The sequence below is a fragment of the Hydrogenophaga sp. FW305-3-2-15-A-LB1 genome (genome assembly GCF_058787875.1).
The window spans coordinates 83,054-101,424 of record NZ_JBYTAE010000002.1 but is presented as its reverse complement, the minus strand read 5'-3'; the positions used below and the strand labels follow the sequence as shown (position 1 = coordinate 101,424).

The following is an 18,371-nucleotide window of genomic DNA, read 5'->3' as shown; positions in this document are numbered from 1 at the left end:
CCCTTACCCCTGAATCTGTTTGGCGGCGCGCGCGCGGGCGCGCTCCAGCGCCCCACTGGCGCCCACCGGTGTTGACATGCGTTCGGCCTGGGCGGCCACGGTGGTGCGCTGGAACAGCTCCACCAGCGGGAACTCCTTGCCGAACTCGCGCTGCATCGCCGACTGCAACCGGACCAGCAGCAGCGAGTGGCCGCCGAGGTCGAAGAAGTTGGCGTGCAGGCCCACGCGCTGGGTGTTCAGCACCTCGCGCCAGAGCGCGGCGACCTGGCGCTGCACCGGCGTCATGAGGGCCTCGTCGGCGACGTCGGCCGCCTCGTCCACCACCAGCGCCGGCGCCGGCAGGGCCTTGCGGTCCACCTTGCCGTTGGGCGTGAGCGGCAGCGCCTCCAGCACCATGAAGAGGTTGGGCACCATGTACTCGGGCAGCTGCACGCGCAACGTGGCGCGCGCGGCCTCGGTCTCGAAAGTGGCGCCGGGCTGGCTCACGACATAGGCCACCAGGCGCTGATCGCCGGGCGTGTCCTCGCGCACGTGCACCACGCAGTCCTTGATGCCCTCGTGTTTCGCGAGCACGGTTTCGATCTCGCCCAGCTCGATGCGAAAGCCGCGCACCTTGACCTGGTGGTCGCGCCGGCCGACGAACTCCATGCGGCCGTCGGCCAGGAAGCGCACCACGTCGCCGGTGCGGTAGACCCGCGTCGGTCCCACGCCGGGCAGGTCCAGTGTCACGAACTTCTCGGCCGTCAGGTCGTCGCGGTTGCGGTAGCCGCGCGCCAGGCCGTCGCCACCGATGCACAGCTCGCCGCCCACGCCCACCGGCGCCGGCAGGCCCGAAGGCTCCAGCACATAGACCTGGGTGTTGGCGATCGGGCGCCCGATGGAGATCGCGCGCTGCGTGTCGGTGACGCGCCAGACCGTGGACCAGATGGTGGTCTCGGTCGGGCCGTACATGTTCCACAGCTCGCCGCCGGTGGCCAGCAGCTTGTCGGCCAGGTCGCGCGGCAGGCCTTCGCCGCCGCACAGCATCTTCAGGCCGGGCCGGCCTTGCCAGCCGCTTTCCAGCAGCAGGCGCCAGGTGGCCGGCGTGGCCTGCAGCAGCGTGGCCTCGGACCGGTCGAGCAGCGCCGCCAGGCGCACGCCGTCGAGCGCGGTCGCGCGCGAGGCCAGCACCACCGTGCCACCGACCGTGAGCGGGCCGTGGATTTCCAGGCCCGCGATGTCGAACGACAGCGTGGTCACCGAGACGAAACGGTCCTGCGCCGTGATGCCCGGCTCGCGGTGCATGGACAGCAGGAAGTTCACCACCGCGCGGTGCTCCAGCATCACGCCCTTGGGGCGGCCGGTGGAGCCGGAGGTGTAGATCACGTAGGCCAGGTCGCCGCAAGCCGCCAGGGGCGCCGGGTCGGCGGCTGGCTGGGTCGCGAGCGTGGCGGCGTCGCGGTCCATGCAGACCGCGCGGATGCCGGCGGGCAGGCCTTCGGCCAGGGCCGACTGGGTCACGACGATGGACAGCTCCGCGTCTTCCATCATGTAGTCGATGCGGTCCTTGGGGAACGCCGGGTCGAGCGGCACGTAGGCCGCGCCGGCCTTGAGCACGCCCAGCACCGCGACCACCATGTCTTCGCTGCGCTCCATCCACACCCCGACCAGCGACTCGCGCCCCGCGCCCAGGGCGCGCAGGTGGTGGGCCAGCTGGTTGGCCCGGGCGTTGAGTTCGGCGTAGCTCAGCGCCACGTCCTCGAACTGCAGCGCCACCGCGTCGGGCGTGCGCCGGGCCTGCGCCTCGAACAGGCCGTGCACGGTCTGCTCGGTCGGGTACGGCATGGTGGTGGCGTTCCAGTCCAGCAGCAGCTGGCGCTGTTCGCCGTCCGTCAGCAGGGCGAGTTCGCTCACGCGCGCGTCCGGCCGCTCCACGAAGCCTTCGAGCAGCTTGCGGTAGTGGTTGAGCATGCGCTCGATGGTCGAGACGTCAAACAGGTCGGTGTTGTATTCGAAGTAGCAGCGCAGGCCGTGCACGATGTCGAACACGTCCACCGACAGGTCGAAGCGCGAGGCGGTCACGTCCAGGTCCACGCTGTCGCAACGCAGGCCGGGCAGTTCCAGGCTGGTCATGGACAGGTTCTGCAGCACGAACAGCACCTGGAACAACGGCGAATGGTCCAGCTCGCGGCGCGTGCCCAGCTCGTCGACCAGCATGTCGAACGGCATCTCCTGGTGCGCGTAGGCCCGCAGCGCGCGCTCGCGCACGCGGACCATGAGTTCGCGCACCGTCGGGTCGCCGTTCAGGTCGGCGCGCAGCACCAGGTTGTTGGCGAAGAAGCCGATGGTGTGCTCGACCTCGGAGCGGTTGCGGTTGGCGATGGCCGAGCCGATGGCGATGTCGGTCTCGCCGCTGTAGCGGTGCATGAGCACCTGGAAGGCCGAGAGCATCACCATGAACAGCGTCGTGCCCTCGGCGCGGCCGAAGGCCTTGAGGCGGTCGGAGAAGGCGGGCGTGAGCTGCAGCGCGCAGCGCGAGCCGTGGGTGGTCTGCACCGGCGGGCGGGGCCGATCGGTGGGCAGCTGCAGCATCGACGGCAGGCCGGCGAGTTCGCGCTTCCAGAACGCCAGGTGCTCGTCGATCGCGCCCTGCGCGAAGGCGCGGCGCTCCCATTCGGCGTAGTCGTAGTACTGGATGGGCGGCTCGACCACCGTCACTTCGTGGCCCGTCGCCAGGCGCGAATACAGGTCGCGGAACTCCAGCATGAAGATGCCGAGCGACAGGCCGTCGGACACGATGTGGTCCAGCGCGAAGGCGAACACCTGCTGCTGCCCGCTCTCGCGGATCAGGCCGGCATGAATCAAGGGCGCCTGCGACAGGTCGAACGGGCGCCGCGCGATGCTTTCGATGGCCTGCTTGCACGCCGCGTCGCGCGCGGCGCCCTGCAGGTGCGAGATGTCGATGCGGTCCAGGTGCACGCGGGCGTTCGGGTCGATCACGAAACGCGGCTCGCCCTGCACCGAGATGAAGCGCGTGCGCAGGCTTTCGTGCCGCGCCACCAGCACCGCCAGCACGCGCTCGAGCACGGCTTCGTCCAGCGGCCCGGTGATGCGCAGCGCCGCCGCGATGTTGTAGGCGTGGCTGGTGGGGTCCATCTGGCGCAGGAACCACAGCCGCTGCTGGGTGTGCGAGATCGGCATGTCGGCCTGGCGCGGCACGCGCTCCAGCGCCGGCAGCACCGAGCGGGCGGGCGCGGTGCCGTGCGCCGCCAGGTAGGCCTTGACCTCGTCCTTGCGCCGCCCGAGTTCCTCGCGGAGTTCGGCCGTCACCGCGCCTTTGGGCGCGTTGACGCTGAGCCGGTCTCCGTCGAGTTTCAGATGGATGTCCAGCCCTTGAAGCCGCTTGATCAACTCAACGGTATCGCTCACAACGTGAGTTCCTCCCGGCTGTCGGCGTCGGAGGCATCCGAGGTGTCGTCATCGCCATAGAGGCTGTTCAGGTGGGTCGCCATCTCGCCCACCGAGGGCCATTCGAAGGCGGCCGTGGCGGCCACGCTGCGGCCCAGCGCCTGTTGCAGGCGGTTGCGCAGTTCCACCGAGGTGAGCGAGTCCAGGCCCAGCGCGGTGAAGGTCTGGTCGACCGGGATCGATTGCGGCGAACCCGCCAGGCCCAGCACGGTGGCCAGCTCGCGGCGCACCAGCGTCACGAGCTGTTCGCGCCGCTCCTTGGCCGGCAGGCTGGCGTAGTCCACGCGCGCGGCGCTGCCCTGGGCCTGGCCGCCGCCGCGGTTCTGCGCCGCCGCGAGCAGGTCCGACAGGAGCCTGGGCGCCTGCCCGGCCGGCATCTGCTGGCCCAGCAGCGCCCAGTCGATCGGCGCGACCGAGCTGCGGGTGGCGTTGTCGCGCAGCAGCACGCTCAGCGCCTGCATGCCCTCGGCCGGCGACAGCGAGGCCAGGCCTTGCGCACCCGCCTTGGAGACCGTGCCGGCGCGCACCGCCATGCCCACCTCGCTCCACGCGCCCCAGTTGACGCTGAGGGCGGAGCGGTCCGCGTCGCGGCGCTGGCGCGCCAGCGCATCGAGAAAAGCGTTGGCCGCCACGTAGTTGCCCTGCCCCGCCGAGCCGAACACGGCCGACAGCGAGGAGTAGAAGACCACGAAGTCGGGCCGGTGACCGGCGCGCTCCAGGGCCACGCTCAGGCGCCACGCGCCGTCGGCCTTGGGCCCCATCACGGTAGCGAAGCGCTCCGGCGTCTGCTTGATGAGCACGCCGTCGTCGAGCACCGCCGCGCCGTGGATGACACCGCCCAGCGCGGGCATGTCCTTCAGGGCGGCCATGAGGCGCGCGATGCCGTCGGCCGTGGCCACGTCGGCCGAGACAGTCTTCACGCTCACGCCCTCGGCTTCCATGGCGGCGATGGCGTCGCGCGCGGTCGCATCGGGTTCGCTGCGACCGGCCAGCAGCAGGTGGCGGGCGCCCTCGCCGGCCAGCCATTGGCCTGCCAGCAGGCCCAGGCCCTTGAGGCCGCCGGTGACGAGGTAGGTGGCGTCGTCGCGCACCGCCTGCGTGACCTTGCGCGGGTCCACGCGGTGGCGGAACACCACGCGGCCGATGTGCTTGGCCTGCGCCATGTAGCGGAAGGCGTCGGGCGCGTTTTCGAACGGGAAAGTGGTGCAAGGCAGCCACGGCAGCACGCCGGACTCGATCTCCTGCAGCACGCGCGTGAAGATCTGGCCCACGATCTCGGGGGTGTCGCGCGCGTTGTCGTTGCAGTCCACGATGTGGTACTCGATGCCCCGGTTGAGCTCGGCCACGCGCTCGTGCGTCCACAGGCCGCGCTTGCCGATCTCGAGGAAGACGCCGCCGTCGGACAGGCATTCGAAGCTGCGATCCAGCAGCTGGCCGGCCAGCGAGTTGAGCACCAGGCGCACACCCTTGCCTTCGGTGATGCGGGCGATCTCGTCGGCGAACGAGTCGCTGCGCGAGTCCAGCGGGTGGTGCACCCCGAGGCGGCGCAGTTCCTCGCGCTTCTCGGGGCTGCCGGCGGTGGCGAAGATTTCCGCGCCCGCGCGGCGGGCCAGCGCGATGGCGGCCATGCCCACGCCGCCCGCGCCCGAGTGGATCAGCACGCGGTCGCCCTTGCTCATCTTGCCCAGCAGGTTGAGCGTGATGTCGGCGGTGAGGTAGGCGGTGGGGATCGCGGCGCCCTGCTCGAAGCTCACGCCGTCGGGCAGGGGTGCGACGAACTCCCAGCGCGCGATCGCGTGGCTGGAGAAGGCGCCTTCGAGCATCGCGACCACGCGGTCGCCGACCTTGAACTGCGTCACGCCCTCGCCCACGGCCACGACCTCACCCGAGGCGTCGCTGCCCAGGTGGCGGATCTCGCCGGGGTACATGCCCAGCGCGCTGAGCACGTCGCGGAAGTTCAGGCCGCTGGCGCGCACCCGGATCTCGACCTCGCCTTTACCGGGTGCGCGGCGCTCCAGCGTGCCCAGGGTCAGGTTTTCGAGCGTGCCGCGCTCGGTGATGTTCAGGCGGATCGGCGCGTCGTCGATGTGCGGCGCGTTGGAGCGCGGCTGGCGCGCCAGGCGGGCGGCGTAGCGCACGCCCTTGCGCAAGGCGACCTGGTTCTCTTCGCTGCCGGACAGCATTTCGTCGAGCAGCAGGCGCGCGTCGCTGGGCGTGGCCTGCGGATCGAGGTCCACCAGGGTCACGCGCAGCTCGGGGTGCTCGGTCGCGGCCACCCGCGCCAGGCCGGCCACCGGGGCCTGCGTGATGCGCAGTTCCTCGGTGCCGTCCACCGACTGGCTGCCGGCGGTGGCGATCCACAGGCGCGGCGCCGACGGCAGCCCGGCCTGCGCCAGGGCCTGCAGGGTCAGCAGCGCGGCGTCCACGCCGAAGCGCTGCACCGCGCTGGGCAGGTCGTCGTCGCGCAGCGCCGGCACGCGCAGCGGCCACAGCGACACCACGCCACGCAACGCGCCACTCTCGGCGGCCTTGGCCATCAGGCGGGCGTACTCGCCGGCCTGGGTCTCGTCGATCACCGTGGCGCCCGCTCCGGCCGCGCTGCCCGAAGGCAGCACACGGAGGGCCTGGCCACCGCGCTGGGCGATCTCGTCGGCCAGCCGCTGGCCACGGCCCTGGCCTTCGTCGAACACCAGCCAGGTGCCTTCGGCGGTGGCGGGCTCGGCCACCAGGGCCTCGGGCTTCCATTGCAGTTCGTAGAGCCAGTCGGCCACCTGCGCGTCCACGCGCTGGCGGAACAACTCGCGGCTGGCGCGGCGGCAGCGCAGGCCTTCGAGCAGGGCCACGGGCTGGCCGTCGGGCGTCTCGATGTGCACGTCGAGCACCAGCATGTCGCTGTGCGGCGGCGCCGGGCGCACGCGCGCATGGCTGCGCAGCGTGGCGGTGGGCGTGGCGTTCCAGAGGTAGCGGTCGACACCGATGGGCAGGTAGAAACGGCCGTCGTTGGCGCTGGGCAGCGTGTCCATGGCGACCGCCGAGGTGTGGAAGCAGGCGTCGAGCAGCGCGGGGTGCATCAGGTACTTGCCGGCATCGGCCTGGACCGCGTCGGTCAGCACGATCTCGCCGATGGCCTCGCCCTCGCCGCACCAGACGCGGCGCATGCCGCGGAAGCCGGCGCCGAAATCGACGCCCAGCTTGCGCACCTTCTCGTAGAACGGCGCGACCTCGACCTCGTTGGTCAATCGCTTCGCCGCGTCGGCCACGGGCGACACCGGCACCGCCTCGACAGGGCCACGCAGCGGCTCGGCGCTGGCGTGCTGGGTCCATTCGGCGTCGGGCCGCTTCGCGTCGCGGCTGAACACCCGCACGCGCGAGGGCGCACCGCCCAAAGCCTTGTCCACCGAGACCTGCATGAGCCGCTGTTCGCCGTCGAGCAGGGGCATGGGTTCGCCGATCTCCACCGCCGTGAGCCCGGTGACGGCCGGGTCGGCCTGCCGCGCCCCGGCCAGGGCGGCTTCGAGGTAGGCGGTCAGCGGCATCACGGCCTCGGACGCGATCACGTGGTCCACCACCCAGGCCGGGCTGGTGGCGTCCACCGTGCGTTCGAACTGCGCGGCCACACCGGCCACGTTCAGGCGCTCGCCGAGCAGGTCGTGCACGGAGTCGCCGGCCACACGGCGGGCGCGCGGCGCGAAGGGCACCAGGTAGGCCTGGCGCTGGAAGGGGTACAGCGGCAGCTCCAGGCTGTGGCGCACGCCCGGGCCTTGCACGGCCGTCCAATTCAGTTTCGCGCCACGCACATACAGGCGCGCCACGCTGTCGAGCATCTGTTCCCAGCCGCCCTTGCTGCGCTTGAGCGAGGGCAGCCAGTCGGTCGCCGTGCCTTCGGGCACGCACTGCATGCCCAGGCCGATGAGCGTGGGGTTGGGCCCGACTTCGAGGTGCACGTCGCACTGCGTGGCGGCCAGCGCGCGCGCGCCGCTCTCGAAGGCCACCGGTGCGCGCACATGGCTGGCCCAGTAGTCGGCCATGCGGGAGCCCCATTTCGCCCAGTCCATGGGCGCGCCGTCGAGGTTGGAGATCCAGGTGAGTGTGGGCGCCGAGTGGGTCACGCTGGCGGCGAGCTGGCGGAACTCCGCGACCATCGGGTCCATCAGCGGCGAGTGGAAGGCGTGCGACACCGACAGCGCCTGCGTGCGCAGGCCCTGCTCGGCCAGGCGCGCCGCGATGGCCGTCACCTCGGCGCCGGCACCGGCGATCACCAAGTTGCCCGGCGCGTTGAAGGCGGCGACCGACACCTTGTCGGCGTGCGGCGCGATCTCGCGCTGCACCAGCGCCGCGTCGCCCTGCACCGCCACCATGGCGCCACCGGCCGGCAGCGCCTGCATCAGGCGGCCCCGGGCCGCGATCAGGCGCGCGCCGTCTTCCAGGCTGAACACGCCCGCGACCACGGCGGCGGCGAATTCGCCCACGCTGTGGCCGATCACCACCGTGGGCTCGATGCCCCAGCTGCGCCAGGTGGCCGCGAGCGCGACCTCGATGGCGAACAGCGCGGGTTGCGTGAAACCGGTCTGGTCCAGGCTGCCACCGGTCTCTTCGAACATCACCTCGCGCAGCGGCCGGCCCAGCAAGGGGTCGAGCACGGCCGCGCAGCGGTCGATCGTGGCCTTGAACACGGGCTCGGCGTCGTAGAGCTCGCGGCCCATGCCGACGTACTGCGCGCCCTGTCCGGTGAAGAGGAAGGCCACGCGGTTGCGGCCGCTGGCCGAGACGGAACCCTGCACGGCCGACTGGCCGGTGCTGGCGAGTTCGCGCAGCTGGGTCAACATGCCGGCGCGGTCGGCCGCGACCAGCACCGTGCGCAGCAGATGGTGCGAACGGCCGATGGCGGCGGTGGCGCACACGTCGGCCAGGGCATCGGCCGGGCGTTGTTCCAGGTGGTCGGCGTAGCGCTGCGCCAGCGCCTGCAGCGCCGCGTCGTTCTTGGCCGACAGCGGCATGGCGTACAGCGGCCGCGCGGGCGCGGCGGCCAGCGCGGGCGCGGCGGGCGGCTCGGCCACCAGCACGTGCGCGTTCATGCCGCTGAAGCCGAAGGCGCTGGCGCCGGCGATGCGGCGCGCGTCGCCCACCGGCTTCCAGTCGTGCAGCGCGGTGCTCACGCGCACCGGCAGCGTGTCCCAGGGGATGGACGGCGTGAGCTGCTTCACATGCAGGCTGGCGGGCAGCTTCTGGTGGCGCAGCGCCATCACCAGCTTGATCACGCTGGCCACGCCGGAGGCGGCTTCGAGGTGGCCGATGTTGGATTTGACCGAACCGACCTCGAAGGGCTGGTGCATGGCGCGGCCTTCGCCGTACACGGCGGCCAGCGCCTCGACCTCGATCGGGTCACCCAGCGAGGTGCCGGTGCCGTGGGCCTCGACGTAGCTCACGTCGGTGGGTTTAAGGCGGGCCGAGGCCAGCGCCTGGCGCACCACTTCCTGCTGGGCCAGGCCGTTGGGCACGGTCAGGCCGCTGGAGCGGCCGTCCTGGTTGATCGCCGAGCCCGGGATCACACCCAGGATGCGGCGGCCGTTGGCCACGGCGTCGGACAGGCGCTCGAGCACGATCAGGCCGCAGCCTTCGCCGCGCACGAAGCCGTTGGCCGAGGCATCGAAGGTCTTGCAGCGGCCGTCGGGCGACAACATGCCCCACTTGGAGATCAGCACGAAGGGGTCGGGCGAGAGGATGGCGTTGACGCCGCCGGCCAGCACCAGGTTGCTCTCGCCGTTGCGCAGGCTCTGGCAGGCGGTGTGGATGGCCACCAGCGAGGACGAGCAGGCGGTGTCGATCGCCATGCAGGGGCCACGGAAGCCGAAGGTGAAGGACACGCGGCCGGCCGCCGCGTTGAGCGCGGTGCCGGTGGCCAGGTAGATGTCGCTGCGGGCCGGGTCGGCCACGTCGATGCGGTTGGAGTAGTCCATCGACGTGATGCCGACGAACACGCCGGTCAGGCTGCCGTCGAGCTGGTCGGTCGGGATCGCGGCGTGCTCCATCGCCTCCCAGGCCACCTCCAGCAGCAGCCGCTGCTGCGGGTCCACGCCCGCGGCCTCGCGCGGCGACATGCCGAAGAAGCTGGGTTCGAACTGGTCGATGTCTTTCAGGAAGCCGCCGGCCTTGGTGCGCGCCTTGCCCTGCTTGCTCGGGTCCGGGTCGTAGTACGCGTCCACCTCCCAGCGGTCGGCGGGCACCTCGCCCACCACGTCCTTGCCCTCGGTCAGCAGGTTCCAGAAGCTGTCGGCGTCTTCCGCGCCACCGGGCACGCGGCAGGCCATGCCCACGATGGCGATCGGCTCGTGCTTGGCGTTCTCGACCGCGTCCAGGCGGGACTGCAGGCGCTCGATGGCGCCGAGCGCGTTCTGCAGCATGTTGCGCCGATCGGCGGCGGGCGCCGGCTGGGCGGGCGTCGATTCAGGGGGGTTGGTCCGATCTGACTGCATATCACTTCCTCACTGAAAACTTCATCACGGCGTCGACCGCGCCATCACCGCGTCGCGGGCATGCAGGCGCGGCTCGCGCAGCCACAGGCAGAGCGCAGCACCAACGATCAACAGGAGCCCCAGCGCCATGCGCGGGACCGACATATCATGCCCCAGCCCTGCCACCCAGAAGAGCGGCACGGTGAAGGCAATTTGTAAATACGCGAAGGGTGCCGAAATACTCACGGGCGCGGCGGCGGCGGAGCGGTCCAGCGCCAGCAAAGCCACGTAACCGAGCAGGCCGATCGCCACCATGGTGAGCAGGTCGGTCAGCGGCGGCGTGATCCACAGGCCGGGCATGGCGGGCGTGAGCGCCACGAACACGCCGGCGGCGGTGTAGAACAGGTTGGTGCGGGTGGTTTCGGTGCGCAGCGAGCGCGTCATCACCACGTAGACGCTGAAACACAGGGCCATGCCCAGGGGATAGACCAGCAGCGACGGCCCCGGCAGCCCGTACAGGCCGTTGACCAGCAGGCCACCCAGGCAGGCCACGAAGGTGGCCACCCAGACCAGCAGCGGCACGCGGTCCTGCAGAAACACCCAGGCCAGCCCGAGGATCAGCACCGGGCTGATCCAGAAGATCGTCATGACCGAATGCCCGGGCACGCCCATCTGCATGCCGATCACCCAGGACGCGGGCATGCCGAGCATCAGCAGCGAGCGCGCCACATGGAACACCGGGCGGCGCGTCTGCCAGAGCGAGGCCGGCTCGCGCCATCCCCACAGCGCCAGCATCAGCGCCAGGTGCACGGCATAGCGGGTCCAGACCACCTGGTACGGGGAATAGTGGCGCAGCACGTTCGCGGCCATGGCCTCGATCCCCGCCCACAGCAGGACGAAGGCCAGCATCAGCAGGATGGCGCGGCGGTTGGCAGTCACCCTGTCACCTCCTTCAGTCCAAGCCCGCGTGGCCGGTGTCGGCCAGCAGCGAGGTCATGTGCCAGGAAGACCCGCGCCGGCGCTGGCGCAGCGCGAGCCACAGGCCGGCGGCGAGCAGCACGGCGCCCACGGCGATCAGGCCCGGCAGCGGGTGCGATGCCACCCAGGCGAAGGCCAGCGTGAAACCGATCTGCAGGTACAGCAGCGGCGCGGTGCGTGAGATCGGCGCCACCGCCGTCAGCCGCTCCAGCGCCAGCAACGCGCCCAGGCCCAGCACCGCCACGCCCACGAGCAGCAGCAGGTCGGGCGCGCTCGGTGTCACCCAGCCCGAGGGCATCAGCGGCAACAGCAGCAGGCAGGCGCCCAGGCCGGTGTAGAACAGGTTCACGCGGGTGGGCTCGGCGTGCAGCAGGCGCGTCATCACCACGTACACGCTGAAGCAGGCGGCCATGGCCACCGGGAACACCAGCAACTCGGGCCGGGGCAGCGCGTGCGGGCCCAGCAGCAGGAACACGCCCACGCTGGCCGCCGCCGCGAAGCCGAAGAGCCTGAGCGGCACGCGCTCGCGCAGCACCAGGCGCGACAGGCCCAGGATCATCAGGGGCGCGATCCAGAACACCGCCAGGAAGGTGACCGGCGCCAGGCCGCGCTGCACACCCAGCGACCAGCAGGCCGGCATGCCCACCATCATCGCGGCGCGGAACAGCTGCGACACCGGCCGGCGCGTGCGCCACAGCGAGGGGCCGTTGCCGCGCCCGAACAGCATCCACAACAGGGCCAGGTGCAGCGCGAAGCGCAGGCACACGACCTGCGCGAGGCCGTAGCGCTGCAGGAGCACGCCGGTGAGCGCCTCCTCGGCCGCCCACAGGGCCACGAAGATGATCGTCAGGCGCATGCCAAGAGAACGGTATTTCATCGGGTCTGCTCCAGTCTGGCCAGCAAGCGGGCTTCCAGTTCGTCGTCGCTGAGCGAATCCAGGTCCGCATCGGCATCGGGCACCTCGACCTCGGCCACCGTGGCGGGCGCCGCGGTGGGTGCCGGGGGTGCGGCCGGCTTGACGGTGAGCTGGGTTTCCAGAAAGCGCGCGAGCGCGCCCACGTTGGGGTAGTTGAAGGTCAGCGTGGACGGCAGCGCACGGGCGGCGCCGCGCTCCAGCCGCCGCTTGAGTTCGACCGCCATCAGCGAGTCCATGCCCAGGTCGAACAGCCCGGTGGCGATCGGCACCACGGCGGGCCCGGCCAAGCCGAGCACCGAGGCCACCTCCTGCCGCACGAACTCCACCAGCAGGTCGTGGCGCATCGCGGGCGGCGCGGCCTCCAGCCTCGCCTGCAGCGAAGGCCCGCTGTCCGCGCGCGGCGCTTCCACCACGGCGGCGCGCGGTGCGATGCCCAGGTGCGACAGCAGCGGGCGCGAGCGGCGCGCCTCGTGCAAGGCCTTGAGCGCGCTCCAGTCCACCTGGGCCACGACCGCCTGCCGCGCCGTGCCGCCCAGCAGGCGGCCCAGCGCGTCCAGCGCGTCGGCGGCGGCCATGGGCTGCAGGCCGCCTTCGCGGTAGCTGCGCTGGTCGTCGCTGGAGGCCAGCCGCATCACCTCCCAGGTGCCCCAGTTCACCGAGATCACGCGGCGCGAGGCGTTGCTGGCCTCGGCCAGCGTGTCGAGGAAGGTGTTGGCGGCCGCGTAGTGGGCCAGCCCCGAGGCGCCGAGCAAGGCGGTGGTCGAGGAGAACAGCACCAGGAAATCGAGCGGCATGCCGCGCGTGAGGCGCTCGAGCACCAGCGTGCCCGCGAGCTTGGGTGCCAGCATCTGGCGCACCATCGCGTCGTCGAGCTGGAGCAGCGGCGCCGCGCTCAGCGCGGCGGCGGCGTGCATCACGCCGCGCAGCGGCGGCGCGTCGCGCTTGAGCTGTTCGAAGGCGCGCGCCATCGCGGCCTCGTCGGCCACGTCGGCCTGCACGGTGTGTACCTTCGCGCCCAGGGCCTCGATCTCGGCCACGCCGGGCGCACCGAGGTCGGGCCGGCGGCCCAGCAAGGCGATGTGGCGCGCGCCGTGTTCCGCCAGCCAGCGCGCCACCACCAGGCCCAGGCCGCCGAAACCGCCGGTGACGAGGTAACAGGCGTCGGCGCTGAAACTCAGCGGTGCGGCGGGCGGCGTGTCGGCCTGGACCAGGCGCGCCACACGGCGCTGGCCATCGCGCCAGGCCACCTGGTCTTCACCGTCCACCGCGTCGAGCGCTTCCAGCAGCGTGTCCGCGGTCGAGGCCGAAGGCAGGTCGATCAGGCCGCCCCAGGCGCCGGGCTGTTCGAGCGAGAAGCCACGCCCCCATCCCCACAGCGGCGCCTGCCAGGCGGCGCCCGGGCTCATGGCTCCACCGGCACCGCCTTGCACGCCCTGCGTCACGAACCGGATGCGGCCCTGCCCTTGCGCGGCCGCCGCCAGCCAGCGGCGCGGCGTTTCGCCCGCGAGCGTGTGAGTCAGGGTGGCGGCTTCGCGGTCGTCGAGACCGCGCTCTGCGAGTTCGAGGCCGGCCAGGTAAATGATCTCGCCCAGCGCGCCGGCGGGCGGCGCGGCGTCCGCCGCCAGGATTTGCACCTGGTCGCCGCGCGCGCGCAGGCGCTCGGCCAGCGCCTGGCCCAGGCCCTGCACGTCGCCCACCAGGGTCCAGGTCTGGCCGCCCAGCGGGGCCTGCGCCAGCATCAGCGCCTGCTGGGCCGCGCCGCGCGTGGTCCAGCGGTCGTCGGGCACCGCGCAGGCGCCCTGGAAGCCCAGGCCTTGCAGCGTGGCCAGCCAGGCCGAGCGCGGCACCAGGGGGTAGTCGGGCCGCAGGGCCGTGTCGGTGAAACGCCACCAGCCTTCGGTGAGGCCGAAGGTGAGGTCCACCCAGCGTTCCGGGGCCACGCCTTCCAGCAGGAACAGCAGGGCGCCGGGTGCCATCAGGCTTTTGGCGTGGCGCAGGGTCTGGGCCAGGTCGGCGGTGGCGTGCAGCACGTTGGCCGCGATCACGATGTCGTAGGCACCGGCCGCGAAGCCTTGCGCCAACGGGTCGCGCTCGATGTCGAGCAGCGCGTGGCGCACGAAGGGATAGGCGGCGAAGTTCTCGGCCGCGCGCTCCAGGAACAGCGGCGAGAGGTCGGTGAAGGTGTACTCGGTGCGCTCGGCGGGCAGCAGTGGCAGCACGTAGGTGGTGGTGCCGCCGGTGCCGGCGCCGATTTCCAGCACGCGCAGGCGCGCGCCGGCGGGCAGTTGGGCGATGGCCGATTGCAAGGCTTCGCCGAGCGCGCGGTTGTAGGTCTGCGCGTAGGGCGAGTCCACGTAGAGCTTGCGCGCCTCGTCGAACGAGCCGCCCGGGAACAGCAGCTGCAGCGGGTCCTGCTCGCCGCGCAGCACGGCGGCCAGCGCGGGCCCGCAGCGGCGCAGCGTGCGCAGTTCGCCGTCGACCTCGCCGAAGGTCTGCATCAACGTGTCGTAGCGCGTGGCGGCATCGGCAGTGCCCAGGCGGGCCAGCACCGTGTGGCGATCCCCTTCGCCACGCAGCAGGCCGTCTTCGGCCAGCATCTGCAGCAGGCGCGCGAACAGGCGTTCGTGGCGCGGCACGACGCCCAGGCGCTGCGATTCACCGGCGGTGTCGAACCCGCGCCCCGGCGTGTCGTCGAAGCCGAGCTGGCGCAAGGCGGTGGCGACGTGGTCGGTGCTCAGGCGATCGAGTTCGGGCAGCAGCCGTTCGTACACGGCCAGGCCGTGCTCGGCCGCCAGCGCGCCGAAGCGCTCGCGCAGGGCCGGCGCGAGGCCGGCGGGATCGGGCAGCGAGGCAGCGGCCGGCGCATGGGCCGGCGCGTCTTCCCACACCACCTCATGGAACAGGCCATGGCCCGAGGCATGGCCCAGGGACCGTGCCAGCGCGTCGCGCGAGGCGCGGCGCAGGTGCACGCCGCGGATCTGGCCGAGCACGCCGCCGTCGAGCGAGCGCAGGGTGACTTCGGCCTGCCACTCGGGCGGCTGCGGCTCCTGGCCCGCCGCGTTGAGCAGGCGGGCATGGCACCACAGGCTGGCGGGCAGCGGGCCGGCGAGGTCGATGCGGTCCAGGCCGGTGAAAAGGTAGGTGTGTTCGGTGTCCTCGGTCTGCGGCAGGGTCAGGCCGATGGATTGCAAGGCGCCGTCGAGCAGCGCGGGGTGAGCCCAGGTCACGGGCTCGTCGGCGCAGGCGGTGGGCAGCGCGATGCGCGCCAGGGCCTCGCCGTCGCGGCGGTGCACTTCCTGCAGACTGCGGAAAGCGGGCCCGAGGTGGATGCCCAGGGCTTCGAGGCGCTGGTGGTAGCCCTCGCCACTGGTGGCCACGCCCAGCGCGTCGCGCGTGGCGGTGAAGCTGGTGGTGTCGGCGCCGGCCTGGGCCTGCTGCGCGCTGCCGGGCTGCAGCCGGCCGCTGGCGTGCAGGTGCCATTCGCCCGACCCATCGGCCGCCTGGCTGTAGACGGAGAAGGGCTGCGAACCACCGGACTCGGGACCCAGGTGGGTCTGCACCGTGCGGCCCGCCTCGGGCAGCACCAGGGGTTCGACGATCTCGAAGGCCTCGACCGCGCGCAAGGCACGGCCGTTCACCGCCTGGGCCGCGCCCTGCGCGAGTTCCAGCAGCAGCGGGCCGGGCACCAGCACCACGCCCTGCACCACGTGGTCGGCCAGGTAGGGCGTGCTCGTGGGCGAAAGCAGGGTCTCGAAGATCGGCACGGCGGTCGGCAGGCGCCGGCCCGGCAGGCCGCTGGGCGCCGGCGCGCGCACGGCTTTTTCGGCGGTCGGCGTGATCCAGAAATCGCGCCGTTCGAAGGGATAGGTCGGCAGGTCCACGCGCTGGCGCGCGTAGGGGCGGTCCACGCCGGCCCAGTCGACCGCCGCGCCCCGCACGTACAGCGCGGCGAGGCTGGCGTTGAGTTCGTGCCAGTCGCTCTTCTCGCGCCGCAGTGAGGTCAGCAGCAGGTGGTCCTGCTCGGGCAGGCTGCGCTGGGCCAGGGCCATCAGCACCGGATGCGGGCCGACTTCCAGGAACACGCGGTAGCCCTGCGCCGCCAGCGAGGCGATGCCTTCGGCGAAGCGCACCGGCTCGCGCAGGTGGTCGCGCCAGTAGCGCGCATCGGGCGCGCCCGGCGCGGGCAGCGAGGCGCCGCCGGTGACGTTCCAGGCCACGGGAATCTGCGGCGCGCGCATGGTCACGGCGCGCGCGCAGGCTTCCATCGCGTCCAGCGCGGGGGCCACCAGGGGCGAGTGCGCGGCGAGCGAGACGAACAGTTTCTGGCCCTGCACGTTGCGCGTGGCGAAGTCGGCGAGCAAGGCGTCGACGGCCTTCGCATCGCCCGAGACCACCACGCTGTCGGGCGCGTTGATGGCGGCAATGGCCAGCCGGTCGGCCATGGGCGCGATGGCCCGGCCCACCTCGTCGGCCGAGGTGAACACGGCGGCCATGGCGCCGCCGGGCGGCAGCGCCTGCATCAGGCGGCCGCGCTCGGCGATGAGTTTCAGGCCTTCTTCGAGCGTGAACACGCCGGCCACACAGGCCGCCACGTACTCGCCCACCGAATGGCCGATCACGGCCGCCGGCGCGATGCCCCAGGCGCGCCAGAGCTGCGTGAGCGCGTATTCGACGGCGAAGAGCGCCGGCTGCGTCCAGGCGGTTTCGTGGATGGCCGCGCCTTCGGCCGGCCCGGCGCGCAGCACGGACTTGAGCGTGCGGCCCTGGGCGTCGGCGCCCAGCAGGCTGTCGCAGCGGTCGATGATGTCGCGGTACAGCGGCGAGGCGGCGTACAGCGCCTCGCTCATGCCGGGGTACTGCGAGCCCTGGCCGGTGTAAAGGAAGACCACCTCGGGGGCCACGCCCGGCGTGGCAGTTCCCCGGTGCAGCGCGGGGTGTTCGCGACCCTGGGCGAAAGCCTGCAGGGCGGCGCGCGCTTCCTGCGCGTCGCTGGCCACCACGGCCAGGCGTTCGGCGAAATGCGAGCGGCCCACGCCGGCGCTGTGGGCCACGTCCGCCAGCGGCGCGCCAGCCGCGAGCGCGTCGGCGAAGCGGGCAGCGAGCGCGCGCAGGGCGGGCTCAGAACGGGCCGAGAGCGGCAGGCAGTGCACCGGGCGCTGGTCACCCGAGGCGGCGGCCACGGGCGCGGGGGCCTCTTCGATCACGACGTGCGCGTTGGTGCCACTGAAGCCGAAGGAACTCACGCCGGCCAGGCGCGGGCGTTCGCCGCGCGGCCAGGCATGGCCGTCGCGCGTCACGCTCACCGGGTACTGCGACCAGGCGATGTGCGGGCTGGGTTCGCTGAAATGCAGGTGTCGGGGGATGCGGCCGTGCTGCAGCGCGAGGATCACCTTGATGACGCCGGCCACGCCGGCCGCCGATTCGAGGTGGCCGATGTTGGTCTTGACCGAGCCGATCAGCAGCGGGTTCGCCGCGTCGCGGCCCGGGCCGAGCGCGCCGGCCAGGGCGCGCACCTCGATCGGGTCGCCGAGCGAGGTGCCGGTGCCGTGGGCCTCCACATAGCCGATGTCGGCCGGGGCCACGCCGGCGTCGGCCAGCGCGGCGCGGATCACCGCTTCCTGCGCCGGGCCGTTGGGCACGGTGAGGCCGCCGCTGCGGCCGTCCTGGTTGGCGGCACTGCCCCGGATCACGGCGAGCACACGGTCGCCGTCGGCCTGGGCGTGGCTCAGGCGCTTGAGCACCAGCACGCCGCAGCCCTCGCCGCGCGCGAAACCGTCGGCCGAAGCGTCGAAGGTCTTGCAGCGGCCGTCGGGCGCGAGCATGTGCGCCTTGGTCAGGGCGATGGTGGTCTCGGGCGAGCACATCAGGTTCACGCCACCGGCCAGCGCGGTGCGCGATTCGCCGCTGCGCAGGCTCTGGCAGGCCACGTGCAGCGCCACCAGCGAGGACGAGCAGGCGGTGTCGATGGACATCGCCGGGCCCTGCAGGCCGAGGAAATACGAGACGCGGCCCGAGGCCACGCTGTGCGCGTTGCCCGAGGCGATGTAGGCGTCGATGCTGTCGCTGCCGCGCTGCAGCACGCGGTGGAAGTGGTCGCTGTTGCACAGGCCGAAGAACACGCCGGTGGGCGAGCCCGCCAGGCCTTCGGGCGAGAGGCCGGCCTGCTCCAGCGCTTCCCACGAGACCTCCATCAGCAGGCGCTGCTGCGGGTCCATGGTGAGGGCCTCGCGCGGCGAGATGCCGAAGAAGGCGGGGTCGAAACCGGCCACGTCGTCCAGGAAGCCGCCGTTGCGCACCGACATGCGGGCCGGGGCGTCGGGATCGGCGTCGAAGAAGGCGTCCTTGTCCCAGCGGTCGGCGGGCACGTCGCGGATCGCGTCGCGCCCGGCTTCGAGCAGGTCCCAGAACGCTTCGGGGCTGGTGGCGCCGCCGGGGAAGCGGCAGCCCATGCCGATCACCGCGATCGGCTCGTTGGAATGCGTGCCGGCGGCTTCCGCCTTTTCGTGCAGCTCCAGCGCCAGCAGCGCCAGGCGCTTGGGCGAGAGTTTGCTGATGCGGTCGAGAAAGTCGCTCATGTC

The 18,371-nt window shown here is 72.3% G+C and carries 5 protein-coding genes; all 5 read right to left on the bottom strand.

From position 1 onward, the window contains the following. Positions 1-3: 3 nt before the first annotated feature. Genes AC3WPZ_RS01050 through AC3WPZ_RS01030 form a run of 5 tightly spaced genes read right to left on the bottom strand, consistent with a single transcriptional unit; the run spans position 4 to position 18,368 of the window. Positions 4-3,408 (bottom strand): non-ribosomal peptide synthetase, encoded by a 3,405-nt coding sequence (locus AC3WPZ_RS01050; protein ID WP_492437802.1) that lies wholly within the window; start codon positions 3,406-3,408, stop codon positions 4-6. Beyond that, on the bottom strand, positions 3,405-9,920 hold the full coding sequence (locus AC3WPZ_RS01045; RefSeq protein WP_444686484.1) for a type I polyketide synthase: 6,516 nt from the start codon (positions 9,918-9,920) through the stop codon (positions 3,405-3,407). The genes AC3WPZ_RS01050 and AC3WPZ_RS01045 overlap by 4 nt, the downstream gene beginning before the upstream one ends. Before the next feature lie 24 nt (positions 9,921-9,944). Next, entirely contained in the window at positions 9,945-10,838 is an 894-nt protein-coding gene (locus AC3WPZ_RS01040; protein WP_382158218.1) for a DMT family transporter, read from the bottom strand. 13 nt (positions 10,839-10,851) lie between these two features. After that, the gene (locus AC3WPZ_RS01035) at positions 10,852-11,754 is read right to left on the bottom strand and encodes a DMT family transporter (RefSeq protein WP_382324599.1); all 903 of its coding nucleotides are present in this window, start codon (positions 11,752-11,754) and stop codon (positions 10,852-10,854) included. Further along, complete coding sequence (locus AC3WPZ_RS01030; RefSeq protein WP_492437799.1) at positions 11,751-18,368, bottom strand: SDR family NAD(P)-dependent oxidoreductase; 6,618 nt, start codon at positions 18,366-18,368, stop codon at positions 11,751-11,753. Before AC3WPZ_RS01030 ends, AC3WPZ_RS01035 begins: the two co-directional genes overlap by 4 nt. Positions 18,369-18,371: the final 3 nt, after the last annotated feature.